Source organism: Stenotrophomonas sp. YJH_SMC_17, from assembly GCF_059371655.1.
In genome coordinates this window covers 182,598-205,306 of the sequence record NZ_JCAFUU010000005.1, presented here as the reverse complement: position 1 = coordinate 205,306, position 22,709 = coordinate 182,598, and the positions used below count along the sequence as shown (strand labels likewise).

At 64.9% G+C, this 22,709-nt stretch carries 21 protein-coding genes; 17 read left to right on the top strand and 4 right to left on the bottom strand.

Annotated elements, in window-relative coordinates:
• Positions 1–28: 28 nt before the first annotated feature.
• From dnaN to AC5P8Z_RS15265, 14 genes are all read left to right on the top strand, one after another.
• Positions 29–1,129 (top strand): DNA polymerase III subunit beta, encoded by a 1,101-nt coding sequence (gene dnaN / locus AC5P8Z_RS15330; protein ID WP_005411731.1) that lies wholly within the window; start codon positions 29–31, stop codon positions 1,127–1,129.
• A gap of 978 nt (positions 1,130–2,107) precedes the next feature.
• Positions 2,108–3,202, top strand: a complete 1,095-nt coding sequence (gene recF / locus AC5P8Z_RS15325) for a DNA replication/repair protein RecF (protein ID WP_495229436.1) — start codon at positions 2,108–2,110, stop codon at positions 3,200–3,202.
• Between the two features lie 112 nt (positions 3,203–3,314).
• Positions 3,315–5,774 (top strand): DNA topoisomerase (ATP-hydrolyzing) subunit B, encoded by a 2,460-nt coding sequence (gene gyrB, locus AC5P8Z_RS15320; RefSeq protein WP_286070449.1) that lies wholly within the window; start codon positions 3,315–3,317, stop codon positions 5,772–5,774.
• A 67-nt stretch (positions 5,775–5,841) separates the two neighbouring features.
• Entirely contained in the window at positions 5,842–6,687 is an 846-nt protein-coding gene (locus tag AC5P8Z_RS15315) for a CPBP family intramembrane glutamic endopeptidase (RefSeq protein WP_286070450.1), read from the top strand.
• 71 nt (positions 6,688–6,758) lie between these two features.
• Complete coding sequence (locus AC5P8Z_RS15310; RefSeq protein ID WP_286070451.1) at positions 6,759–7,565, top strand: M48 family metallopeptidase; 807 nt, start codon at positions 6,759–6,761, stop codon at positions 7,563–7,565.
• 132 nt (positions 7,566–7,697) lie between these two features.
• The gene (locus AC5P8Z_RS15305; protein ID WP_286070452.1) at positions 7,698–8,885 is read left to right on the top strand and encodes a tetratricopeptide repeat protein; all 1,188 of its coding nucleotides are present in this window, start codon (positions 7,698–7,700) and stop codon (positions 8,883–8,885) included.
• A 143-nt stretch (positions 8,886–9,028) separates the two neighbouring features.
• Positions 9,029–9,697, top strand: a complete 669-nt coding sequence (locus AC5P8Z_RS15300) for an energy transducer TonB (RefSeq protein ID WP_097048099.1) — start codon at positions 9,029–9,031, stop codon at positions 9,695–9,697.
• A 94-nt stretch (positions 9,698–9,791) separates the two neighbouring features.
• Positions 9,792–10,553 carry a TonB-system energizer ExbB gene (gene exbB, locus AC5P8Z_RS15295; RefSeq protein ID WP_004132614.1) on the top strand — a complete coding sequence of 254 codons (762 nt, stop codon included), beginning with the start codon at positions 9,792–9,794 and terminating at the stop codon, positions 10,551–10,553.
• A 62-nt stretch (positions 10,554–10,615) separates the two neighbouring features.
• Positions 10,616–11,041, top strand: coding sequence for an ExbD/TolR family protein (locus AC5P8Z_RS15290; RefSeq protein WP_005411739.1), 426 nt, complete (start codon positions 10,616–10,618; stop codon positions 11,039–11,041).
• A 3-nt stretch (positions 11,042–11,044) separates the two neighbouring features.
• Complete coding sequence (locus AC5P8Z_RS15285) at positions 11,045–11,458, top strand: ExbD/TolR family protein (protein ID WP_005411740.1); 414 nt, start codon at positions 11,045–11,047, stop codon at positions 11,456–11,458.
• A gap of 157 nt (positions 11,459–11,615) precedes the next feature.
• A complete protein-coding gene (gene cls, locus AC5P8Z_RS15280) occupies positions 11,616–13,076 on the top strand; it encodes a cardiolipin synthase (RefSeq protein WP_495229435.1) in 1,461 nt (486 codons plus the stop codon).
• A 40-nt stretch (positions 13,077–13,116) separates the two neighbouring features.
• Complete coding sequence (locus AC5P8Z_RS15275) at positions 13,117–13,386, top strand: hypothetical protein (RefSeq protein WP_295566435.1); 270 nt, start codon at positions 13,117–13,119, stop codon at positions 13,384–13,386.
• Positions 13,387–13,395: 9 nt separating this feature from the next.
• Positions 13,396–14,139: a pyridoxine 5'-phosphate synthase gene (locus AC5P8Z_RS15270; RefSeq protein WP_495229434.1), complete on the top strand. Its 744-nt coding sequence runs from the start codon at positions 13,396–13,398 to the stop codon at positions 14,137–14,139.
• A 145-nt stretch (positions 14,140–14,284) separates the two neighbouring features.
• A complete protein-coding gene (locus AC5P8Z_RS15265; protein WP_286070456.1) occupies positions 14,285–15,376 on the top strand; it encodes a PA0069 family radical SAM protein in 1,092 nt (363 codons plus the stop codon).
• 148 nt (positions 15,377–15,524) lie between these two features.
• On the opposite strand, the gene AC5P8Z_RS15260 is transcribed toward AC5P8Z_RS15265, so the two are convergent.
• Positions 15,525–15,830 (bottom strand): hypothetical protein, encoded by a 306-nt coding sequence (locus tag AC5P8Z_RS15260; protein ID WP_286070457.1) that lies wholly within the window; start codon positions 15,828–15,830, stop codon positions 15,525–15,527.
• Positions 15,831–16,148: 318 nt separating this feature from the next.
• On the opposite strand from AC5P8Z_RS15260, the gene AC5P8Z_RS15255 reads away from it, so the two are divergent.
• Both AC5P8Z_RS15255 and AC5P8Z_RS15250 read left to right on the top strand, forming a co-directional pair.
• On the top strand, positions 16,149–16,742 hold the full coding sequence (locus AC5P8Z_RS15255; RefSeq protein ID WP_286070458.1) for a hypothetical protein: 594 nt from the start codon (positions 16,149–16,151) through the stop codon (positions 16,740–16,742).
• 65 nt (positions 16,743–16,807) lie between these two features.
• Positions 16,808–16,990: a hypothetical protein gene (locus tag AC5P8Z_RS15250; protein WP_286070459.1), complete on the top strand. Its 183-nt coding sequence runs from the start codon at positions 16,808–16,810 to the stop codon at positions 16,988–16,990.
• A 62-nt stretch (positions 16,991–17,052) separates the two neighbouring features.
• Here the strand turns inward: AC5P8Z_RS15250 and AC5P8Z_RS15245 are convergent, their stop codons facing one another.
• The 3 genes from AC5P8Z_RS15245 to AC5P8Z_RS15235 all read right to left on the bottom strand — a co-directional run bounded on the left by AC5P8Z_RS15245 (position 17,053) and on the right by AC5P8Z_RS15235 (position 20,427).
• On the bottom strand, positions 17,053–17,760 hold the full coding sequence (locus tag AC5P8Z_RS15245) for a 2OG-Fe(II) oxygenase (RefSeq protein WP_286070460.1): 708 nt from the start codon (positions 17,758–17,760) through the stop codon (positions 17,053–17,055).
• Positions 17,761–17,867: 107 nt separating this feature from the next.
• On the bottom strand, positions 17,868–18,884 hold the full coding sequence (locus tag AC5P8Z_RS15240) for a class 1 fructose-bisphosphatase (RefSeq protein WP_495229433.1): 1,017 nt from the start codon (positions 18,882–18,884) through the stop codon (positions 17,868–17,870).
• A gap of 340 nt (positions 18,885–19,224) precedes the next feature.
• On the bottom strand, positions 19,225–20,427 hold the full coding sequence (locus AC5P8Z_RS15235; protein ID WP_495229432.1) for an amino acid aminotransferase: 1,203 nt from the start codon (positions 20,425–20,427) through the stop codon (positions 19,225–19,227).
• Between the two features lie 172 nt (positions 20,428–20,599).
• Here AC5P8Z_RS15235 and AC5P8Z_RS15230 point away from each other — a divergent pair, with 172 nt between their 5' ends.
• Positions 20,600–22,690: a TonB-dependent receptor family protein gene (locus AC5P8Z_RS15230; protein ID WP_495229431.1), complete on the top strand. Its 2,091-nt coding sequence runs from the start codon at positions 20,600–20,602 to the stop codon at positions 22,688–22,690.
• Positions 22,691–22,709 lie beyond the last annotated feature (19 nt).

Genomic DNA, 22,709 nt, shown 5'->3' with positions numbered 1-22,709 from the left:
TTTTTAAAGCATAGGGGCACGGAACCACATGCGTTTCACACTGCAGCGCGAAGCCTTTCTCAAGCCGTTGGCACAGGTCGTCAACGTGGTCGAACGCCGCCAGACCCTTCCGGTCCTGGCCAATTTCCTGGTCCAGGTGCAGAACGGCCAGCTGTCGCTGACCGGTACCGACCTGGAAGTGGAGATGGTGTCGCGGATCGCGGTTGAAGACGCCCAGGACGGCGAAACCACCATTCCCGCCCGCAAGCTGTTCGAGATCATCCGCGCCCTGCCCGACGGCAGCCGGATCACCGTCTCGCAGACCGGTGACAAGATCACCGTGCAGGCTGGCCGCAGCCGCTTCACGCTGGCGACCCTGCCCTCCAACGACTTCCCGTCGGTGGATGAAGTGGAAGCCACCGAGCGCGTGGCCATTGGCGAAGCGACCCTGAAGGAACTGATCGAACGCACGGCGTTCGCGATGGCTCAGCAGGACGTGCGCTATTACCTCAACGGCCTGCTGTTCGACCTGCGCGGTGATGCCCTGCGTACCGTCGCCACCGATGGCCATCGCCTGGCCCTGTGTGAAACCGACCTGGCCAAGCCCAGCGGTTCCAAGCGCCAGATCATCGTGCCGCGCAAGGGCGTGACCGAACTGCAGCGTCTGCTGGAAAGCGGTGATCGCGAGATCGAGCTGGAAGTCGGCCGCAGCCACGTCCGCGTCAAGCGCGACGATGTCACCTTCACCTCGAAGCTGATCGACGGTCGTTTCCCGGATTACGAAGCGGTGATCCCGATCGGCGCCGACCGCGAAGTGAAGGTAGACCGTGAAGCCCTGCGTGCGTCGCTGCAGCGTGCCGCGATCCTGTCCAACGAGAAGTACCGCGGCATCCGCGTGGAAGTCTCGCCGGGCAACCTGAAGATCAGCGCGCACAACCCGGAGCAGGAAGAAGCCCAGGAAGAGATCGAAGCGGATACCACGGTCAGTGACCTGGCCATCGGCTTCAACGTGAACTACCTGCTGGACGCCCTGTCTGCGCTGCGCGACGAGGAAGTCATCATCCAGCTGCGCGATTCGAACTCGTCTGCGCTGGTGCGTGAATCCAGCAGCGAGAAGTCACGTCACGTGGTGATGCCGCTGCGTCTCTGACGGAAGCGCTGTTTCACGTGGAACCCAGAAGCGCCCGGGACCTCCCGGGCGTTTTTTTTATGTTCCACGTGGAGCATTGCCGATCCGTATCGGAGAAAGCCCGGACGTACCCTGCCCGGCCGAGACCCGCTTGATCTCGTTTGCTGGAGGCAACTCCGGAATGCTGGATGTTGGAAGTTCGCCTTGGGGTGCCTGCCAGGCTTCAGGCAATCGCGGTTCTGGCAGCGGCCTTTTCTCATTCCCACTTCGCTGTCCTGATCTTCGATATCGGACGCAGCAGGTCATATTCCGCGGGAGCAGGTCTCCGCTTCTGCAAACGACACTGTCCACAGGCCGCCTTGGCGGCAGTCTGGGGCGGGCCTAGCTTCTAAATCTGGGTATAAATCTAAAGCATGGTGGTGATGGTAGAGCCAGATTTCGTGGAAAAATACATTATCTCTTTGTTTTCAAAGAGAATTGTGAGTCTGAAACCCCCTGTATAGAGGGCCCTCGGGCTGGGGGGGAACCTGTGGATAGTTTCTGGGGCGGAGCAAAAGGGCTTTTTTATCCACAGATTGCCCATACCTTGTGTATAAGTCATACAGACCTGCTGTGGACAGCGTGGAACAAGCGTCCTGAATTTCTTGAAATCTGTGGAACCCTGCGGGGCATCGGGTCGCAGATTTGAAGGAATCGGCGGGATCATCCGTCGACATCATCCGCGAGGTGCCCCAGGAGGGCCCTGCAGTGCCTGCGAAATCGTCGAAATCTGAGGGCCTGGACCCTGGAACCCCGCGCAGATTTGAAGAAATTCCGGGCCATTTCAGCCCTGCACGCGTGGGCGCGTCACCGCATTCCACGTGGAACGCGTCCATTGATGGGCGCAGAAGCAGCATCTTCGGCTTGACCTGCGCGACCCCGCGCCCGGCTTGACCGATGCAGTAAGCTGATGGATTCCCTGCCCTGCTACCGCCCCGTGCGGATGGTCTTTCGCGCCCCATGCTTATCCGCCGCCTCGCCTTGCATCACCTGCGTCGCTTCAGTGCGGTGGACCTGTCGCCCCAGCCAGGCTTGAACCTGCTGACCGGCGACAACGGGGCCGGCAAGACCAGCGTGCTCGAAGCCCTGCATCTGATGGCCTACGGACGCAGCTTCCGTGGTCGGGTCCGAGACGGCCTGATCCGACAGGGCCAGGAAGCGCTGGAAATCTTCGTGGAATGGGACGAACAGCGCGCCGATCACCCACCGCATCGCCGCAAGGCGGGCCTGCGCCACAGCGGGCAGGAATGGAAGGGGCGATTGGATGGCGAAGACGTGGCCCAGCTTGGCAATCTGTGCGCCGCGCTGGCAGTCGTGACGTTCGAGCCGGGCAGCCATGCCCTTGTCAGCGGTGGTGGCGAGCCCCGCCGGCGCTTTCTCGATTGGGGCTTGTTCCACGTGGAACCGGATTTCCTTTCCCTGTGGCGCCGTTACTCACGGGCGCTGAAGCAGCGCAATGCCCTGCTCAAGCAGGGTGGGCCGTCGCGGATGCTCGATAGCTGGGATCACGAGCTGGCCGAGGCCGGGGAACCGCTGACCAGCCGCCGCCAACACTATCTGGAGCGCCTGCAGCAACGAACGGTGGCGCTGGCTGCCAGTCTGGCGCCGCAGCTGGGCATCCAGGGGCTGGATCTGAGTCCGGGCTGGCGTCGGCATGAGCTTCCGCTGGCCGATGCCCTGCTTCTGGCCCGTGAACGCGACCGGCAGGCTGGCTATACCTCGGTGGGACCCCATCGGGCGGACTGGAGTGTGGATTTCCACAGCATTCCGGGCCGCGATGCGCTGTCGCGGGGCCAGGCCAAGCTGACGGCATTGGCCTGTCTGCTGGCACAGGCCGAGGACTATGCGGAGCAGCGCGGCGAGTGGCCCGTGATCGCGCTCGATGATCTTGCCTCCGAGCTGGATCGCACCCATCAGGCGCGGGTACTGGAGCGCCTGCTCAATGGCCCGGCACAGATCTTCATCACCGCCACCGAAACCCCGGCGGCGCTGCAGGACTTGACCCAGATCGCCCGGTTCCACGTGGAACATGCACAGATCGTGGCTGTGCCATAGTGGGCACACCAGGGCCGCACGACCCCGGCTGGTATAATTCGGGTTGGAATCCTTTCATTCTCGGCGCATCGCCCCAGGCGGTGCCCGACCTGCGGAGCCTACGGCAAGCGCAATGAGCGACGAACAGAACACCCCGGCAAACAACGGCAATTACGACGCCAACAGCATTACCGCCCTGGAAGGCCTGGAGGCTGTCCGCAAGCGTCCCGGCATGTACATCGGCGACGTGCATGACGGCACCGGTCTGCACCACATGGTGTTCGAGGTCGTCGACAACTCGATCGACGAAGCCCTGGCCGGCCACGCCGACCATGTTGCCGTAACGATCCACGCCGATGGCTCGGTCTCGGTATCCGACAACGGCCGTGGTATCCCGACCGGCAAGCACGAGCAGATGAGTGCCAAGCTCGGTCGCGAAGTGTCTGCGGCCGAAGTCGTCATGACCGTCCTGCACGCAGGCGGCAAGTTCGACGACAACAGCTACAAGGTTTCGGGCGGCCTGCACGGCGTCGGCGTCAGCGTGGTCAACGCGTTGTCGCAGAAGCTGCTGGTCGACGTGTTCCAGAACGGCTCCCACTACCAGCAGGAATTCAGCAACGGCGCCGCAGTGACCGCGCTGGCCAAGCTGGAAGCTACCACCAAGCGTGGCACCACCGTGCGCTTCTGGCCGTCGACCGTCGCCTTCCACGGCAACGTGGAATTCCACTACGACATCCTGGCCCGCCGCCTGCGCGAACTGTCGTTCCTGAATTCCGGCGTCAAGATCGTCCTTACGGATGAGCGTGGCGATGGCCGCCGCGATGACTTCCACTACGAAGGCGGCATCCGCAGCTTCGTGGAGCATCTGGCCCAGCTGAAGACCCCGCTGCACCCGAACGTCATCTCGGTTACCGGCGAGCACAACGGCATCGTCGTAGAGGTGGCGCTGCAGTGGACCGACTCCTACCAGGAGACGATGTACTGCTTCACGAACAACATTCCGCAGAAGGACGGCGGTACCCACCTCGCCGGTTTCCGCGGTGCGCTGACCCGCGTACTCAACAACTACATCGAGCAGAACGGCATCGCCAAGCAGGCCAAGATCAACCTGACCGGCGACGACATGCGCGAAGGCATGATCGCGGTGCTGTCGGTGAAGGTGCCGGACCCGAGCTTCTCCAGCCAGACCAAGGAAAAGCTGGTCAGCTCCGACGTGCGCCCGGCGGTGGAAAATGCCTTCGGTGCGCGCCTGGAAGAGTTCCTGCAGGAGAACCCGAACGAAGCCAAGGCGATCGCCGGCAAGATCGTCGATGCCGCCCGTGCACGTGAAGCGGCGCGCAAGGCCCGCGACCTGACCCGCCGCAAGGGTGCGCTGGATATCGCCGGCCTGCCGGGCAAGCTGGCGGACTGCCAGGAGAAGGATCCGGCGCTGTCCGAACTGTTCATCGTCGAGGGTGACTCGGCAGGTGGTTCGGCAAAGCAGGGCCGCAACCGCAAGAACCAGGCGGTGCTGCCGCTGCGCGGCAAGATCCTCAACGTGGAACGCGCACGTTTCGACCGCATGCTGTCCTCCGACCAGGTCGGTACGCTGATCACCGCGCTGGGCACCGGCATCGGCCGTGACGAGTACAACCCGGACAAGCTGCGTTACCACAAGATCATCATCATGACCGACGCCGACGTTGACGGCGCCCACATCCGCACCCTGCTGCTGACGTTCTTCTACCGCCAGATGCCGGAGCTGATCGAGCGCGGTTACGTCTACATCGGCCTGCCGCCGCTGTACAAGATCAAGCAGGGCAAGCAGGAGCTGTACCTGAAGGACGACCCGGCGCTGGACAGCTACCTGGCCAGCAGCGCGGTGGAAAACGCTGCGTTGGTGCCTGCCACCGGCGAACCGGGCATCGAAGGCCTGGCGCTGGAGAAGCTGCTGTTGGCCTACGCCGCTGCCCTCGATTCCATCGAGCGCAACGCCCACCGCTATGACCGCAACCTGCTGGAAGCGCTGGTCGATTTCGTGCCGATGGACCTGGAGAGCCTGCGCAATGCCGGCGAAGGCGAAGGCCTGGATGCGCTGGCCAAGCGCCTCAACCAGGGCAGCCTGGGCAGCCCGCGCTTCAGCCTGGAACTGCAGGAGCCGAACGATGAGCGCCCCGCAGCTGTGCTGGTCACCCGTCGCCACATGGGCGAACAGCATATCCAGGTCCTGCCCATGTCGGCGTTCGAGAGTGGTGAACTGCGCGCGATCCACCAGGCATCCAAGCTGCTGCATGGCCTGGTCCGCGAAGGTGCGACCATCTCCCGCGGCGCCAAGTCGATTGAAGTGGACAGCTTTGCCAAGGCGCAGAACTGGTTGCTCGAAGAGGCCAAGCGCGGCCGCCAGATCCAGCGATTCAAGGGTCTGGGTGAAATGAATCCGGAGCAGCTGTGGGACACCACCGTGAACCCGGAAACCCGCCGACTGCTGCAGGTGCGCATCGAAGACGCTGTCGCGGCCGACCAGATCTTCAGCACCCTGATGGGCGATGTCGTCGAACCGCGTCGCGATTTCATCGAGGACAACGCGCTGAAGGTCGCCAACCTGGATATCTGACACAATCCGGTGATGGCCGGTGCGCGGGGAGGCGCACCGGCCTTCGATCCTTGAACGCAGGTACCCGATGTCCGCATCCGCCCCGGTTTCCGCCCCGCCCCCGATTCCGCCGGCCTCGGCCGCGCCGCGTGCCGGTTCCGCATTGGCGGGCTTCTTCATCGATCTGGGCATTGCCGCCGTTACCCTGTTCGGCTTGAGCATGGCGACCGGCCTGTTGTGGGGGTTCTATCGCGCGATCGTGGTCAGCCGCGCCAACGCGGCGGCCAATGGTGGCGCGCTGTCGCCCGACGCTGTCGGCGCGGCGGTGGGCCAGCCAGGCGCCCTGGCGCAGATCCTGATGGCGTTGATCGCCACCGGTGGCGCGGCCCTGCTGCTGTACTTCCTGCGGCGTCCCGCCAACGCAGGCGAACGCCTCGCCTCCCGCCAGGCACTGCGCCGTCCCTCGACCTGGGGCTGGACGCTGCTGGTGGCCACGCTGATCGTGATCGGCAGCAACGGCATCGCCTTCCTGGCCAAGCAGTTCGGCATCGAGCCGGTACCGACCAACGTGGAACTGATGCAGAACGCAATCGCGCGTTTCCCGCTGTTCCTGGTCCTGTTCGCGGTGGTGCTGGCCCCGGCCTACGAGGAGCTGCTGTTCCGACGCGTGCTGTTCGGGCGCCTCTGGCAGGCAGGCCGCCCCTGGCTGGGCATCCTCCTCAGCAGCCTGGCCTTCGCGCTGGTCCATGAAGTCCCCGGACTGAGCAGGAATTCGCTGCTGGGAATGGCCCAGTTGTGGCTGGTCTATGGCGGCATGGGCGCTGCGTTCTGCTGGCTCTACAAGCGCACCGGCACGTTGTGGGCGGCGATCACCGCGCATGCGCTGAACAACGCGGTGGCACTTGCCGCGATGGTGTTCCTGGGGTCAACGTAACGCCGTGCCCGCTTGACGAAAGATTAAGCCGCAACCCGACACACTGCGCACATGAACACGGGGGAGCTTCCATGAAACAACTGCTGCTGGCCCTTGTCATCACCACCCTGGTCAGCGCCTGCGCGACCACGACCTCGCCCACCGGCCGTCGGCAGATGGTGGGCGGCGTATCGCAGGCACAGCTGGATCAGCTCGGCGCGCAGGCGTTCGCTGAAACCAAGCAGAAGCAAAAGATCAGCACCGACGGTCGCCAGAACGGCTACGTGCAATGTGTGGTCAATGCGCTGGTCGCGCAGCTGCCGCCTCAATACCGTGGCGTACGGTGGGAAACCGCGGTGTTCGTCGACAAGGAACCCAACGCGTTCGCTCTGCCCGGTGGCAAGGTTGGTGTGAACACCGGCATCTTCACCGTGGCCAAGAACCAGGACCAGTTGGCTGCCGTGATCGGCCATGAAATCGGCCACGTCATCGCCCGCCACCACGAAGAGCGCATCACCCGCCAGATGGGCGCCCAGACCGGCCTGGCCGTGCTCGGTGCCCTGGCCGGAGCCGCTTACGGCGAAGGCGCCGCCAGCACCGTCAACCAGCTCGGTGGCATGGGTGCGCAGACCGCCTTCCTGCTGCCGGGCTCGCGCACCCAGGAAAGCGAGGCTGACGTGATCGGCCAGCGACTGATGGCCCAGGCCGGTTTCAACCCGGCGCAGGCGGTCGATCTGTGGCAGAACATGATGGCGGCCAGCGGCGGTCGCAGCCCACAATGGCTGTCCACCCACCCCGATCCGGCCAACCGGATCCAAGAACTGCGACGCGATGCGCCGGCACTGACGCCGGTCTACGAGCAGGCGCAGGCCGCCGGACTGCGGCCAAAGTGCGGATGAGTGCGCAGTTCTATGCTGTAGTGCAGCACATAAAACGATTTCTCACGCCATCTGTTTCTGATACGTTTGGCGGCTCAGATTTTTCTGACAGTCCGACTTTGCCGCTAACCGGCGGTTCGATCGAGGTGAACGATGATTTTCCGTAACCACAAAGCTGTGCTTTCCGTCCTCGTCGCGACCGCCCTGACCGGCGCCGTGGTCACCGATGCCTTCGCGCAGTCCTCGCGCTCGTCCGAGCGCGGCAACCGCGGCGGCAAGCAGGCCAAGGCCGAGGTGCTGTACCCGAACGCGACCCGCCAGGAGCCGACGGTCAAGGCTTCGGCCAAGCTGGGCAGCAAGCTGCAGAAAATGATCGACAGCTATAACAAGGAAAAGTTCCCGGAGACCCGCACCCAGGCCGATGCGATCCTGGCTGACAGCGCCGCGAACGAGTACGACAAGTCGCTGGCTGCGCAGCTGGCCTCGCAGGCCGCCTACCAGACCGACGACACCCCGGCGGCGATCGCCTACCTGAAGCAGGTCCTGCAGTTCAACGGCCTGGACAACAACGGCCACTTCCAGTCGATGCTGATGCTGGGCCAGCTGGAGCTGCAGGAAGACAAGACCGCCGAAGGCCTGGCCACCCTCGACAAGTACTTCGCCGAGAGCAAGTCGACCAAGCCGGAAGAACTGATCGCCAAGGGCCAGGCGCTGTACCAGCTGGAGCGCTACCAGGAAGCGATCCCGGTGCTGAAGCAGGCCATCGCCGGTTCCGCCGAACCGAAGGACAACTGGAACCAGCTGCTGATGGCGGCTCTGTCCGAAGCCGGCCAGTCCGGTGAAGCGGTCAAGGAAGCCGAGGCCCTGGCCGCCAAGAACCCGAACGACAAGAAGGCCCAGCTGAACCTCGCCAGCATGTACATGCAGGCCGACCAGATGGACAAGGCCGCTGCGGTGATGGACAAGCTGCGCAGCAGCGGCCAGCTCACCGAAGAGCGCGAGTACAAGCAGCTGTACTCGATCTATGCCAACACCGAACACAAGGAAAAGGACGTCATCGCGGTCATCAACGAAGGGTTGCAGAAGGGCATTCTGAAGCCGGACTACCAGGTCTACCTGGCGCTGGCCCAGTCCTACTACTACTCCGACCAGGTGCCGCAGGCGATCGATGCGTGGCAGAAGGCTGCCCCGCTGTCCAAGGACGGTGAGACCTACCTGAACCTGGCACGCGTCCTGCATGCCGAGGGTCGCATCCCGGAGGCCAAGCAGGCCGCCCAGCAGGCGCTGGCGAAGGGTGTGAAGAACCAGGCTGATGCCAAAAAAATCATCAACCTGAAGTAAGTAGGAATAACGCCTGAATGCCTGCTCAGTTGATGCGCAGGCGCTCAGGATTGGTATAAGCTTGGAGGTTCCTGCGGTGTCATGCACCGCTGATCAGGGATTCCGCCCCCGGCATCCCGGCCCCACTATTGAGCTCTTGGCGCATGACGGAACAACTAGTCGTTCACCGGTACGAACAACCCGATGACAAGGGGCTGAGCTGGCCTCGCATCGTCGGCATCGCGTTTGTAATTGCCCTGCATCTGGCCGCCTTCATGATGCTCCTCATCCCCGCCGTGGCTCCCAAGGCCGTCGCGGAGAAGGAGCGCAACGTCATGGTGACCATCGTCGATGCGCCGCCGCCGCCGCCCCCGCCGCCGCCGCCGCCGCCGCCGACCGATACTCCGCCGCCGCCGGTGAAGAATCTGTCGCCGCCGAAGCCGTCGCCGGTCCCGCCGCCGCCGCAGGCGCCGGTCGTGGACGTGCCGGAGCCGCGCCCGAACGATATCGTCACCCCGCCGTCGCCGCCTGCGCCGCCGGCACCTGCGACCTCGATCGAGGCCAGCGTGGACATTTCGTCGAAGGCCATGAATCCGCCGCGCTACCCGCCGGCAGCCTTCCGCGCCGGTATCCAAGGCGAAGTGATCCTGATCATTGATGTCGATGCCAACGGCAACGTCACCAATGTCACGGTGGAAAAGTCCAGCCGTAACCGTGACCTGGACCGTGCTGCGATGGAAGCAGCTCGCAAGTGGCGCTTCAACGCCGCTGAATCTGGCGGTAAGAAGGCGGCAGGTCGCGTTCGCGTCCCGGTCAACTTTGCGCTGAACTGATGCGACCGGGTGGCCGCCTGGCCACCCCCGCTCCCGGTTCGATTGTTTAGCTTAGCTACACCCTTTATCACCACACACAACAAAGGTAAGCGTCATGCTGCAGGAAATTTTCATCGCCGCTGCTGCCGGGGGCAATCCGTCCAACGCCCTGTCGCAGATGGGCTTCGAGCACCTGATCCACGAAATGACCACCAAGCCGGGTGATTTCGCGGTTTCCTGGGTCGTGCTGCTGACCCTGGTCGTCATGTCGGCCATGTCCTGGTACTGGACCGTCATCAACATCTTCCGTGCTACCCGCCTGAAGAGCGCCGCTGATCGCGTCGTCAGCCTGTTCTGGGATACCCCGAACGCGCAGGACGCCATCCGTGCGATGGAAGAGCAGCCGGCTTCCGAGCCGTTCTCGAAGATCGCCCTGGACGCTGCCCAGGCTGCTGCCCACCACCAGCGCGCTGAAGGCGGCGCCACCGGCGGCGTCGGTGAGAACCTGAGCCGTTCGGAGTTCGTCGACCGCGCCCTGCGTCAGGCCGTGACCCGTGAAAGCAACAAGCTGCAGTCGGGCATGACCCTGCTGGCCACCGTCGGTGCAACCGCTCCGTTCGTCGGTCTGCTGGGTACCGTGTGGGGCATCTACGGCGCGCTGATCAAGATCGGTGCCACCGGCTCCGCTTCGATCGACGCCGTTGCCGGCCCGGTGGGTGAAGCGCTGATCATGACCGCGATCGGTCTGTTCGTCGCAATCCCGGCCGTGTTCGCCTTCAACTTCTTCAGCAAGATCAACAGCGCGACCATCAGCAAGTTCGATACCTTCGCGCACGACCTGCACGACTTCTTCGCCACCGGCTCGCGCGTCCGCTAATTGCGGCGCGCGTCACCCAGCGACGAACGTAAGTAGTCACCAAGATCTAGACGGAGCCCGTTATGGCTTTCAGTAGTGGTAACAGCGGCGGCCCCATGGCCGACATCAACGTTACGCCCCTCGTGGACGTGATGCTGGTGCTGCTGATCATCTTCATCATCACGGCGCCCCTGATGTCCCACAAGGTCAAGGTGGATCTGCCGGAAGCCAACCTGATCCAGAAGCCGGAAGACGCTGAAAAGCGTTCCGGACCGATCACCCTGGCAGTCAAGGAAGACGGCTCGATCTACTGGAACGACGAAGAAATCAACAAGCAGACTCTCGAGTCGCGCTTGGCGACCGCCGCCCAGCAGACCCCGCAGCCGCCGCTGAACCTGCGTGGTGACCGCACCACCAAGATGCGCGTCATCAACGACCTGACCAAGGTCGCGCAGGAGCAGGGCATGCTGGACGTCGGCTTCGTCGCGACCAAAGAAAAGGGGCAATAAGCCATGGCATTCAGTAGTGGTGGTGGCAAGGGCCCCATGGCAGACATCAACGTCACGCCCCTCGTGGACGTGATGCTGGTTCTGCTGATCATCTTCATCGTGACCGCGCCGATCATGACGTACCCGATCGCCGTGGACCTGCCGCAGCGCGTGCTCAACCCACCGCCGCAGCTGGTCGAACCGCCGCCGCCGATCGAACTGAAGATCGACGCCAGCAACCAGGTCTCGTGGAACAACAGCCCGATCAATACCAGCGAGCTGCAGCAGCGGATGGAGCAGGAGGTCCAGCGTGACCCGACCAACCAGCCGGAACTGCGCATCGACGCCAGCCCGGATTCCGAGTACGACGTGATGGCCAAGGTTCTGGCCGCCGCGAAGAACGCTCAGATGAAGAAGATCGGTTTTGTGCAGCAGTAATCGCTACACCGCAACACAACAGTCATGACGCGACTGCAGACGCCCCTGGAGACAGGGGCGTCTTTTTTGTACCTGCGGGGCTCGTCGGGGTCAGATCCCTTTCCCGCAGGAAAGGGATCTGACCCCATCAGGTTGCATGCGCCGCTATGATCGGCGGATGCTCGCCCTCTTCGACTCCCTGCGCCACTGGCTCGACGGCATCGCCCACCTCGGCACGATCCTGGCGGTAGCCTATCTGCTGTACCTGTTCGCGCTGGTGGGCTGGATCATGCTGCAGAAGCGTGAGCCGGTGGCCACGCTGAGCTGGATCCTGTCGCTGGCGCTGCTGCCCTACCTCGGCTTGTTCATCTATTACCTGCTGGGCCCGCAGAAGGTGAAGCGTCAGCGGCTGCGCCGTGGCCGTGCGCGTTCGGGCATGGAGCACTACAGCGACGTCTGCCCGCCCGATGCCGACTGCACCGAGCTGGCCAAGATAGCCCAGGCCACCACCGGCCTGGCGCCGAGCAGTGCCACCGAAGTGACGTGGCTGGTCGATGGCGCGGCCACCTACGCCGCGCTGCTGGAGGCGGTGGCGCAGGCCCGCGACCATCTGCACCTGGAGTACTACATCTTCCATCCGGACCACGCCGGCACCGCGCTGCGCGATGCCCTGGTCGAACGCGCGCGCGCCGGCGTGCAGGTGCGCCTGCTGCTGGATGCCGTGGGATCCTCCGCCATGCCCCGCCGCTTCCTGCAACCGTTGCTGGACGCAGGCGGCGAGGCCATCTGGTTCCATCCGCGGCAACTGCTGAAGCCCTTCAAGCGCCCATGGTTGAACCTGCGTACCCACCGCAAGCTGGTGATCGTCGATGGCCGCCTGGCCTTCACCGGTGGCATCAACATCACCGACGACGAAGATGAGAGCCGCAAGCCGGACGCCTACCGCGACCTGCACATGCGCATCCGCGGCCACGTGGTGCGCAGCCTGCAGCTGGTGTTCGCCGAAGACTGGCTGTACGCCAGCGGGCAGGACCACTCGCGCTTCGACATCGCGCGTCTCTGGCCGGCCGACATGCCGTTGCGCGCGGACGGCCCGATCAACGCCCAGGTGCTGGTGTCCGGCCCGGACTCGGGCTGGGAAACCATCCACCGCCTGCACGTGGCGGCAATCCAGGAGGCGCACGAACGGGTCTGGCTGGTGACGCCTTACTTCGTGCCCGGCGAAGCGGCGCGGATGGCGCTGACCTCGGCCGCGCTGGGCGGCCTGGACGTGCGCCTGCTGGTGCCGAAGATGAGCGATTCCTGGTTCGTCACCCAGGCCGCGCGCTCCTACTTCGACGAACTGCTGCATGCCGGGGTGAAGATCTACGAGTACGGCCCGCGCATGCTGCATACCAAGGCCTTCATCGCCGATGACGATGTCTGCATCGTCGGCAGCGCCAACTTCGACCATCGCAGCTTCCGGCTGAACTTCGAGCTGTCCATGATGATCAGCGACCGTGACCGCGTCGCCGCGCTGGCCGAGCTGCTGCAGGGCGAGTTCGAGCGGGCCACCCGCGTCCACGACCAGGCCGGCCGTTCGCTGTGGCTGCATCGCCTGCCCGAGGCCTTCGCCCGGCTGGCCTCGCCGCTGCTGTAACGCAGCGCTACACTGCGGCGATCATCCGGGGAGCCCGACTATGTACTGGTTGTACCTGCTGCTGGCGCTGGGCTGCTTCGCCTTCGCCCTGAAGACCCCCAGCGCGGGGCTCATGACCCTGGGCCTGGTCGCCGCCCTCGCCTTCCTGCTGGCCTGGGTGCGCGGCCGCTATGTGGCCCGCTTCGGCGACCTGCAGCGCGATCCGGCCACCCTGGTCGACGCCGACGAACTGCGTCGCCTGCGCGAGCAGGCCCAGGCCCGCCGCAACGACGACGCCAACGATCACGATCCGTCCCCTCTTTCCAAGTAGTTCCGTTCCATGACCCAGCTCAGCGTCAACGTCAACAAGATCGCCGTCCTGCGCAATTCGCGCGGCGGCGCCGAACCGGACGTGGTGCGTGCCGCCCAGGCCTGCCTGGATGCCGGTGCGCATGGCATCACCGTGCACCCGCGGCCGGACCGCCGCCACATCACCGCCGAGGACGTGCTGGCGCTGTCGACGCTGACCCGCGCGCGTGGCGTCGAATTCAACATCGAAGGCAACCCGTTCGCGCCGCCGCGCGAGGGCTACCCCGGGCTGCTGCCGCTGTGCGAACAGACCCGCCCGGCGCAGGCCACGCTGGTGCCGGATGGCGATGTGCAGATCACGTCCGATCATGGTTTCGACTTCGAGCGTGATGGCGAGCGGCTGCGACCACTGGTAGCCGAACTGAAGGCGATGGGTTGCCGGGTCAGCCTGTTCGTCGACGCCGGTAATCCGCTGCTCGAGCAGGCGGCCGACGTCGGCGCCGATCGCATCGAGCTGTACACCGGCCCCTACGCCGAAGCGCACGCCGCCGGTGATGCCGAGGCGATGCTGGCGCTGTTCGCCACCGCCGCACGCCGCGCGCAGGCGGTGGGGCTGGGCGTCAATGCCGGCCACGACCTGTCGCAGGACAACCTGCGTGACTTCCTGGCGAACGTGCCGGACGTACTGGAAGTGTCGATCGGCCACGCGCTGATCGGCGAGGCGCTGTATGACGGGCTGGATGCCACGGTGCGGGGCTACCTGGCGCTGCTGTGACCGATGGATGCAGCCGAGCGTGGGCTCGGCTCTACAAGGTCTCTGCATGAACTGTAGAGCCGAGCCCATGCTCGGCTCAGCACCGCCCTGAATCCTTCAGGCGACCGTCGCAGTCATTGAGACAGGCGCGGCGTACCCTGCGGGCATGGGTATTGCGATCAAGGGCCGAGGTTCCACGTCCCACCTTGCCGGGCGCTTTGAAAGCACCGTCAGCGAGGCGGTGGACGATGGCTGGGCGGTGGATCAGAGCGAGGAATTCCTCGCCCCGCGACTGCGCACCGAGGTTCGTGCCGAGACCGCGCGCAGCATCATCAGCCGCAACACTTCGCCGGACGTCGGCTTCAGCCAGTCGGTGAATCCGTATCGCGGTTGCGAGCATGGGTGCTCCTACTGCTTCGCGCGCCCCTCGCACGCCTATCTGAACCTGTCACCGGGCCTGGATTTCGAAACCAAGCTGTTTGCCAAGACCAATGCGCCGCAGCTGCTGCGCAAGGAGCTGTCGAAGCCGGGTTACGTGCCGCAGCCGATCGCGCTGGGCATCAACACCGACGCGTACCAGCCGATCGAACGCAAGTTCAAGCTGACCCGCCAGCTGATCGAAGTGATGCTGGAAACCAAGCATCCGTTTTCGTTGATCACCAAGAACGCCCTGGTCGAGCGCGATATCGATCTGCTCGCACCGCTGGCCGCCGAGAACCTGGTCAGCGTGCATTTCTCGGTGACCTCGCTGGATCCGCATCTTTCCGCAAAGCTGGAACCTCGCGCGTCGGCGCCGCATGCACGACTGCGCGCGATGAAGCGTCTGCATGAAGCGGGTATTCCGGTGGGTGTAATGGTGGCGCCGGTGATTCCGTGGATCAACGACAGCGAACTGGAAGCCGTGCTGGAGGCCGCACACGATGCCGGCGCCAGCACCGCAGGCTATGTGCTGCTGCGCCTGCCGCTGGAAGTGGCACCGCTGTTCCGCGATTGGCTGGACACCCATCATCCCGATCGCGCTGCACACGTGATGAGCACCATCCAGCAGCTGCGCGGCGGCAAGGACTACGACAGCCAGTTCGGCACGCGGATGCGGGGCCAGGGCGTGTATGCGGATCTGCTGAACAACCGATTCAAGCTGGCGCGCAAGCGGCTGGGTTTCAATGCGCAGAACAGCCATTGGCCGAAGCTGGATTGCAGTCGGTTCCAGAAGCCGTTGCCGCCGAAGAAGGATTCGCCGCAGGGAAGTCTGTTCTAGAGCGCTGGACCGCTGCCCGACTTACCGGCAACAATCTGCACTTGGCCGGATGGCCTGCAAGCTAGGGAAGGATGCAGATGGATGACCTACGATCAGCGACGGTGCAATTCCGTTCGCTTTACGATGAATCGGTTCGCCCGTGAAGCGGCTATCGGCTTTCAGCTGTGGTGCGTTTCTGTACTTCTGTGGTGCCGATGCAGAGGCTGCCCGTGCGTTTTTCGTTGAAGACGCTGCCATCCGCGACCCCGCCTGCCTTACGGTCGAGCCACGCCAGCGGCTCTTTGCCTGTCACCAGATCGTTGTCGGCAACAGCCGTGTGATTGGGCTGAGACGATTCCGCTCGTCGTGGAGGACTGACCGTTCCACCTTCAGCAAACTCACGATCCAGCTCCCCGCCGATGCGAAAGCAGGTGACCGGTTCGCTGTCTCCGACGATCGCGTACGGCTGTTTCATAGCAGTGGATCCAGCGCATTTGCCGGAAAGACGGGCTGCTACGCAGTGCCGGTCGCAGGGCAGATTACCGTGGTTTCCGCCGGTGACTCCGGCATCGAGCTCCTGGTCGATGCAACGCTCCGCTCCGCAAGCCCACTGCAATGGCGCGGTGAATGTGACGCACCGACCGAGCTATCAGAGCGCCTGAAAGCCTCGCCCCTGCAGATGCACGACCTCAATGCATGGACGGGAGCATTTGATCCCGACGCATCCCCTTTCGATCAGGCACATCCTGCCAATCGCCCACGTGATTGAAGTCGAATCAACGGTGTCTGCATGATGAAACGCCTGCGTTTTCTTCCGGCCATCGCTCTCCTTTTCTCCCTTGCGACCCTGCAGGTTCAGGCAAGCGCCATCCACGAATGCATCGTCGTTCCGCAGGCGTCGATTGCCACTGATATGCCAGCCGACCTGGACGAGTTCGAGCAACATCTCTGGACGGCAAATACCGGTCAGTGGGTGAGCAAGGGCACGGACACACTGCTTCTGCTGCGGCTCTTCTCGGAGTCGCCGGGCGTGATCGATTCCCAGCAGTTCACCAAGATCACCGGGAGCCTGAAGCGATACTCGCCCTCGTCCGAAGGAATGCCGGAGGTAGTGGATGCGCGCTTGGCCAGTGGCGGTGCGGGCTTTGCGCACAAGGGAGACTATTGGTTGGCCGATTCCGTGAACGTCGAACTAGATCAGCCGCACGAGCGCGATGGTCGGATGGAGGTCAAAGTGACGTCTGTCGGGTGGAACAGTTATCGAAAGGAAGACCGTTCCTTCTATCTCCAGTTCACCTGTCAACTCAAGGAAATCCCTGTCGAGAAGCTCAGTGCCTGGCAAGGCGGCGACGGAAATCTCTGGCGAACCTTTGGGCCCACGAGATGACCAAGCGGCATCAATCTGTACACAGCAACTTCAAGTCGATGTATCCGGACCCATGAGCACATGACATGAAGATTATCTACTGGCTTGGCATCGCGTTCCTGTGGATGCTTCCATTGAACGTTCTGCTGCTGACGGCCGGCAAGCTGATGTCGGGCGACGCGCTTGGAGAAGAAGAGCTCGTTGGCTTCGGTGTGGCGGTGTTCGGTGTAGCGGCGGGCACGATTCTCTATCGCCGTCGCCCACGGTAGAGATTGCTCGACTGAAAGTGGAACGAAGTCGAGCACGCGATAGCGTCGAGCACGCTCGACCTTTACCCCCCGAACAACTTCTGCGCACTCTGGAACAGGATCCAGCTCGTTGCGATGAACTTGTCACCGCCCTGCGGCCGGTTGCCACGATGGGTGTGGGTAAACGCCGTCGGGGCGATCAACAAACTGCCGGTGCGTGGTGCGATCTTCCGCCCCTGAAACAGGAACTCGGTTTCGCCTTCCTCGAATCCGTCGTTGAGGTACAGCGTCCACAGCACATGCCGGTGCAGGGTCTCGGCCTGCGGATCCTTCGGGTACAGCTCGCAGTGCCAGTACGGGTAACCGCCCTCGCCCGCCGCATACCACTGCAGGTTGATCGCGCCCGGACGCAGGCAGGTGCGGGCCAGATCGCCCAGCTGCTCCTGTGACATGTCGGGGAAGTCCTCGGCAGACAGGCGTCGCGGTTGGCCGTCGCTGTCCTGGATCTGCAACATCAGCGGTGCGATCAACGCCTGTGGATAACGGCGTAGATAAGTCAGCAGGCCGTTGAACACTGCGTGCTGCAACTGATGATCCACATCCTGCCAGCCGTCCAGGCCGCTGATGCGCAGATCCTTGCTGTGCTTGAGTTCCGGGAACACACCGCTGCCTACCGCACCCGGTCGCAGGCCCTGTGCAGCGCGCATGCGTTCGACGATCGCCGCGCAGACCTCATTGGGGACCGCATTGTGGATGACTTCGATGAAATCGACCGGGCCCTGCTCGTGCATGCGTGCATTCCTTAAGCGGCAACGGCTTGATGGTGCCGTTTGCCGCCCTCGGTGTCACCCCATGGTCATGTCATCGATCTGCCATGACCGCTGTAGGGCAATGCCTATCAGGCCTGTGCGGCGTCGTGCGCGTGGTGGTAGCGCACGGCTTCGGCCACTTCCTCGCGCGAACCGAGGAACACCGGCACGCGCTGGTGCAGCTGGTCGGGCTGGATGTCGAGGATGCGCTCGCGACCGGTCCAGGCGGCGCCGCCGGCCTGCTCGACCACCAGGCCCATCGGGTTGGCTTCGTACATCAGGCGCAGCTTGCCGGCCTTGGACGGATCCTTCTTGTCCCACGGGTAGATGAAGATGCCGCCGCGGGTCAGAATGCGATGCACGTCGGCCACCATGCTGGCGATCCAGCGCATGTTGAAGTTCTTGCCGCGCGTGCCTTCCTTGCCGGCCAGCAGGTCGCCGACATACGCCTGCATCGGCGCTTCCCAATGGCGCTGGTTGGACATGTTGATGGCGAATTCCTGGGTGGCCGCCGGAATCTGCATGTTCTCGGTGGTCAGCACGAACTCGCCCTTCTCGCGGTCCAGGGTGAAGGCGTGCGTACCGTGGCCGACGGTCAGCACCAGCTGGGTGCTGGGACCGTAGATGCAGTAGCCGGCGGCGATCTGCTTGCTGCCCGGCTGCAGGAACGCGTCATCGCCCGGAAGTTCCACGTTGGTCGGGCAGCGCAGCACCGAGAAGATGGTGCCGACCGAGACGTTGACGTCGATGTTGGAGCTGCCATCGAGGGGATCGAACAGCAGCAGGAAATCACCGCGCGGGTAGATGTCCGGCACCGGCTGGCTGTGGTCCATTTCCTCCGAGGCGCAGGCGGCGAGGTGGCCACCCCAGGCGTTGGCTTCGAGCAGGATCTCGTTGCTGATGACGTCCAGCTTCTTCTGCGCTTCACCCTGCACGTTGCCGGTACCGGCGTCACCGAGCACGCCACCGAGGGCGCCCTTGCTGACGGCAATGGAGATGCTGGTGCAGGCGCGGGCGACGACCGCGATCAGCTGGCGCAGGTCGGCATTGATGCGGCCGGCGTGCTGTTCCTGGATCAGGAAGCGGGTCAACGAAGTACGGGACATGGTCGGGCAGGTCTCGGCAGCGGGAAAACGCCTATTGTCGCCCGTATGCCGGGGCCGTGCGTGAGCGCGGGAAGGCGTAATCGTTTCCAGATGCGTTGCGCTCGTGGCGCCTTCCTTCATGGAGGCACAGGGCGAGGTACACCGTGGCCAGGACACGCCGTAAACCCATCCATGGGGGCTCGGTCGGCGCATCCATGCGCCTCACGGTCCTGGCCACGGTGTACCTCGCCCTGCGCTTCAGGGTTCGCGGCGAGCGCGGAGGGTGTGGCAAAGGCAAAGCAGGAGCAAAAAACAAAGGCGCCTTCCGGCGCCTTTGCTCTCAAACCCGTGCAGCCTTGCTTCAGCCCTTGGCGACGGTGGCCACGGCCTTGGCGACGTATTCCAGGTTGTTCTGGTTCAGCGCGGCCACGCAGATGCGGCCGGTGCCGACGGCGTAGATGCCGAACTCGTCGCGCAGGCGCTCGACCTGCTCACGGCTCAGGCCGGAGTAGGAGAACATGCCGGCCTGTTCGTTGATGAAACCGAACTGCGGCGCACCGGCCGCGGCCAGTTTCTCGACCAGGCCCTGGCGCAGGGCGTGGATGCGCTCGCGCATCTCGGTCAGCTCCTGCTCCCACATCGCGCGCAGTTCCGGGTTGGTCAGCACGCCGGCCACCAGCGCGGCACCGTGGGTGGATGGGCTGGAGTAGATGGTGCGGATCACGCGCTTGACCTGCGACTGCACGGCCTTGGCGTCAGCGGCGGTCGGCGCCACCATCGACAGCGCACCCACGCGCTCGCCGTACAGCGAGAACGACTTGGAGTACGAGTTGGCGACGATGAAGCTGTCGATGCCGGCTTCGGCGATGATGCGCACCGCGGCGCCGTCCTGCTCGATGCCCTTGTCGAAGCCCTGGTAGGCCATGTCGATGAAGGGGAACAGCTGCTTGTCCTTCAGCAGCTGCGCGACCTGCTTCCACTGGCTTACGGTGAGGTCGGCGCCGGTGGGGTTGTGGCAGCAGGCGTGCAGCAGCACCACGGTGCCTGCTTCCAGCTTGCCCAGGTCGGCCAGCAGGGCATCGAAGTTGACGCCATGGGTGGTCGGGTCGAAGTAGGTGTACTCCACCACCTCGAAGCCGGCCGCACTGAACACCGCGCGGTGGTTTTCCCAGCTCGGGTTGCTCAGCGCGACGGTGGCGTGCGGCAGCAGCTTCTTCAGCACGTCGGCGCCGACGCGCAGTGCACCGCTGCCACCGACGGTCTGTGCGGTGGTGACGCGGCCGGCGGCCAGCAGCGGCGAGTCCTTGCCGAACACCAGCTCACGCGTGGCCTGCGTGTACGCCGGCAGGCCATCGATCGGCAGGTAGCCGCGCGGTTTGGCTTCAGCGGCGAGCTGCTGCTCGATCTGCTTGACGGCGCGCAGCAGCGGAATGCGGCCGCTCTCGTCGTAGTAGATGCCCACACCCAGGTTGACCTTGGTCGGGCGGCTGTCGGCGTTGTACGCCTCGGTCAGGCCCAGGATCGGGTCGCCTGGGACCAGTTCCACGTTTGCAAAGAAGGACACGGCGGTACTCGTTCGGTAGACGGAAAGGGGGGAGGAATTGCGCCACGCGGTTCGCGGCTTTTCGGCCGGAAACAGCCCATCGTAACAAAGCCTGCCTGGGCTGGCCGCCGCCATCGTCATCCGTGGCCCCGTACCATGGCGTGCGTTGCCGCCGGATCCATCAACCTGAATCATGAAAACCGCTACACGCCGCCGTAGCCTGTCGCTTTCAGCCCTGCTGCTGTCGCCCTTGGCGGCGTTGGCCGACCCTGCGCCCACCGCCCTGCCGGCGGTGCAGGTACAGGCTGCACGGGTGCCGGGCATCGACCCGTTCGCGTTGCCGTCCAGCCAGGACACGGTCTGGATCGATGCCGGCCGCGCCGGCGCGGGCGCGCAGCTGTCCGAGGCGCTGGCCGGGGTGCCGGGGCTGTTGGCGCGCGATCGGCAGAACTTCGCCCAGGACACCCAGTTGTCGATCCGTGGCTTCGGCGCGCGCTCCACCTTCGGCGTGCGCGGTGTGCGGGTGCTGATCGACGGCGTACCGGCCACCATGCCTGACGGCCAGGGCCAGCTGTCGCACGCCAGCCTGCTCGGTGCCGAGCGCATCGACGTGCTGCGCGGGCCGTTCTCGGCGCTGTATGGCAATTCCTCCGGCGGCGTGCTGCAGGTCTGGAGCGCGCAGGGCCAGGCCGGCGACCCCTGGCGGTTGCGCGTGAATGCCGGTGCCGACAACACGCTCAGCGTCGGTGCGCAGTTGAAGGGGGCCAGTCACGGGCTGGACTACAACATCGCCGCCAACCACTTCCGCACCGACGGCTGGCGTGACCACAGCCGGGCCCGCCGTGAATCGCTCAATGCGCGCATCGGCGGTGAGCTGGGCGGCGGCCGGCTGGAGCTGCTGCTCAATGCGCTGGATGCCCCTGATGCACAGGACCCGCTGGGCCTGACCCGTGCGCAGGTGGCCGCCGACCCACGCCAGGCCACGGCGGTCGCAGGCCAGTACAACACGCGCAAATCGGTGCGCCAGCAGCAGGCCGGCCTGCGCTGGACCCGCGAGGCCGGGGCGCAGCGCTGGCAGTTGATGGGCTACGCCGGCCAGCGCGCGGTACGCCAGTACCTGCCGGTCCCGCCGACCGCCCAGGCCAACCCTCTGCATGCCGGCGGGGTGATCGATCTGGAGGGCGGCTATGGCGGTCTGGACGCGCGCTGGGGCTGGCACGGCGATCTTGCCGGGCGGCCGCTGGACCTGGTGGCCGGGCTCAGTGCCGACCGCCAGCGCCAGCATCGGACCGGCTACGAGAACTTCATCGGCAGCACGCTGGGCGTACGTGGGCGCCTGCGCAGAGACCAGATCGACACCGTGCAGAACGTCGATCAGTTCGCCCAGGCGTGGTGGCAGTGGAGCCCGCGCTGGTCACTGCTGGCGGGCGTGCGCCACAGCAGCGTTCGCTTCGAATCGGACGACCGCTACATCACCGCCAGCAACCCCGACGACAGTGGCCGCCGCCGCTACCAGGCCACCACGCCGGTGGCCGGGGTCAGCTTCGAGGCAAGCCCGCAGTGGCGGCTGCACGCGGCGGTGGGACGTGGTTTCGAGACCCCCACCTTCAACGAGCTGGGCTACCGCGCCGACGGCCAGGCCGGGCTGGCACTGGATCTGGCCGCCGCGCGCAGCCGCAGCATGGAGGTCGGCAGCAAATGGCATGCGCAGGACGGAACCCAGCTCGATATCAGCCTGTTCCGTGCAGATACCGACGATGAGCTGGCCGTTGCCAGCAATACCGGCGGACGCAGCACCTACCGCAATATTGGCCGCACCCGCCGCCAGGGCGTGGAACTGCAGTATCGCCAGCCACTGGCCGAGCAGCTGGAACTGCAGCTGGCCTGGACTTGGCTGCAGGCGCAGGTGCGCTCGCCTTACCTGACCTCGAACAACGTGGTGGCGGCGGGCAGCCGCTTGCCGGGTGTGCCGCGCCAGCAGGCCTTCGCTCGCCTGCAGTGGAGCCCGGACGACTGGCAGTGGGCGCTGGAGGCGACGGCTGGCAGCGATACCGTGGTCAACGATCTGGCCACGGAGCGCGCGCCGGGCTACGCCCTGCTGCACGTGGAAGGTGGGCGCCGCTGGACCCTGCCCGGTGGTGAGCTGCGTGCCTTCGCGCGGCTGGAGAACCTGCTGGACCAGGCTTATATCGGCTCGGTGATCGTCAACGATGGCAATGGGCGCTACTACGAGCCCGGGCCGGGGCGGCGGGCCAGCGTGGGTGTGCAGTGGTCGTGGCGCTAGCGCGGGACCGCTGCGCTCG

What these genes read in the sequence shown, in the direction of transcription:
- AC5P8Z_RS15230 (WP_495229431.1), top strand. Translation starts at nt 20,600, where the DNA reads ATGAAAACCGCTACACGCCGCCGTAGCCTGTCGCTTTCAGCCCTGCTG.
- AC5P8Z_RS15245 (WP_286070460.1), bottom strand. Translation starts at nt 17,760, where the DNA reads ATGCACGAGCAGGGCCCGGTCGATTTCATCGAAGTCATCCACAATGCG.
- AC5P8Z_RS15310 (WP_286070451.1), top strand. Translation starts at nt 6,759, where the DNA reads ATGAAACAACTGCTGCTGGCCCTTGTCATCACCACCCTGGTCAGCGCC.
- recF (WP_495229436.1), top strand. Translation starts at nt 2,108, where the DNA reads ATGCTTATCCGCCGCCTCGCCTTGCATCACCTGCGTCGCTTCAGTGCG.
- AC5P8Z_RS15260 (WP_286070457.1), bottom strand. Translation starts at nt 15,830, where the DNA reads ATGAAACAGCCGTACGCGATCGTCGGAGACAGCGAACCGGTCACCTGC.
- AC5P8Z_RS15255 (WP_286070458.1), top strand. Translation starts at nt 16,149, where the DNA reads ATGAAACGCCTGCGTTTTCTTCCGGCCATCGCTCTCCTTTTCTCCCTT.
- AC5P8Z_RS15290 (WP_005411739.1), top strand. Translation starts at nt 10,616, where the DNA reads ATGGCTTTCAGTAGTGGTAACAGCGGCGGCCCCATGGCCGACATCAAC.
- gyrB (WP_286070449.1), top strand. Translation starts at nt 3,315, where the DNA reads ATGAGCGACGAACAGAACACCCCGGCAAACAACGGCAATTACGACGCC.
- AC5P8Z_RS15305 (WP_286070452.1), top strand. Translation starts at nt 7,698, where the DNA reads ATGATTTTCCGTAACCACAAAGCTGTGCTTTCCGTCCTCGTCGCGACC.
- dnaN (WP_005411731.1), top strand. Translation starts at nt 29, where the DNA reads ATGCGTTTCACACTGCAGCGCGAAGCCTTTCTCAAGCCGTTGGCACAG.
- AC5P8Z_RS15315 (WP_286070450.1), top strand. Translation starts at nt 5,842, where the DNA reads ATGTCCGCATCCGCCCCGGTTTCCGCCCCGCCCCCGATTCCGCCGGCC.
- AC5P8Z_RS15300 (WP_097048099.1), top strand. Translation starts at nt 9,029, where the DNA reads ATGACGGAACAACTAGTCGTTCACCGGTACGAACAACCCGATGACAAG.
- AC5P8Z_RS15275 (WP_295566435.1), top strand. Translation starts at nt 13,117, where the DNA reads ATGTACTGGTTGTACCTGCTGCTGGCGCTGGGCTGCTTCGCCTTCGCC.
- AC5P8Z_RS15265 (WP_286070456.1), top strand. Translation starts at nt 14,285, where the DNA reads ATGGGTATTGCGATCAAGGGCCGAGGTTCCACGTCCCACCTTGCCGGG.
- AC5P8Z_RS15240 (WP_495229433.1), bottom strand. Translation starts at nt 18,884, where the DNA reads ATGTCCCGTACTTCGTTGACCCGCTTCCTGATCCAGGAACAGCACGCC.
- AC5P8Z_RS15270 (WP_495229434.1), top strand. Translation starts at nt 13,396, where the DNA reads ATGACCCAGCTCAGCGTCAACGTCAACAAGATCGCCGTCCTGCGCAAT.
- AC5P8Z_RS15285 (WP_005411740.1), top strand. Translation starts at nt 11,045, where the DNA reads ATGGCATTCAGTAGTGGTGGTGGCAAGGGCCCCATGGCAGACATCAAC.
- cls (WP_495229435.1), top strand. Translation starts at nt 11,616, where the DNA reads ATGCTCGCCCTCTTCGACTCCCTGCGCCACTGGCTCGACGGCATCGCC.
- exbB (WP_004132614.1), top strand. Translation starts at nt 9,792, where the DNA reads ATGCTGCAGGAAATTTTCATCGCCGCTGCTGCCGGGGGCAATCCGTCC.
- AC5P8Z_RS15250 (WP_286070459.1), top strand. Translation starts at nt 16,808, where the DNA reads ATGAAGATTATCTACTGGCTTGGCATCGCGTTCCTGTGGATGCTTCCA.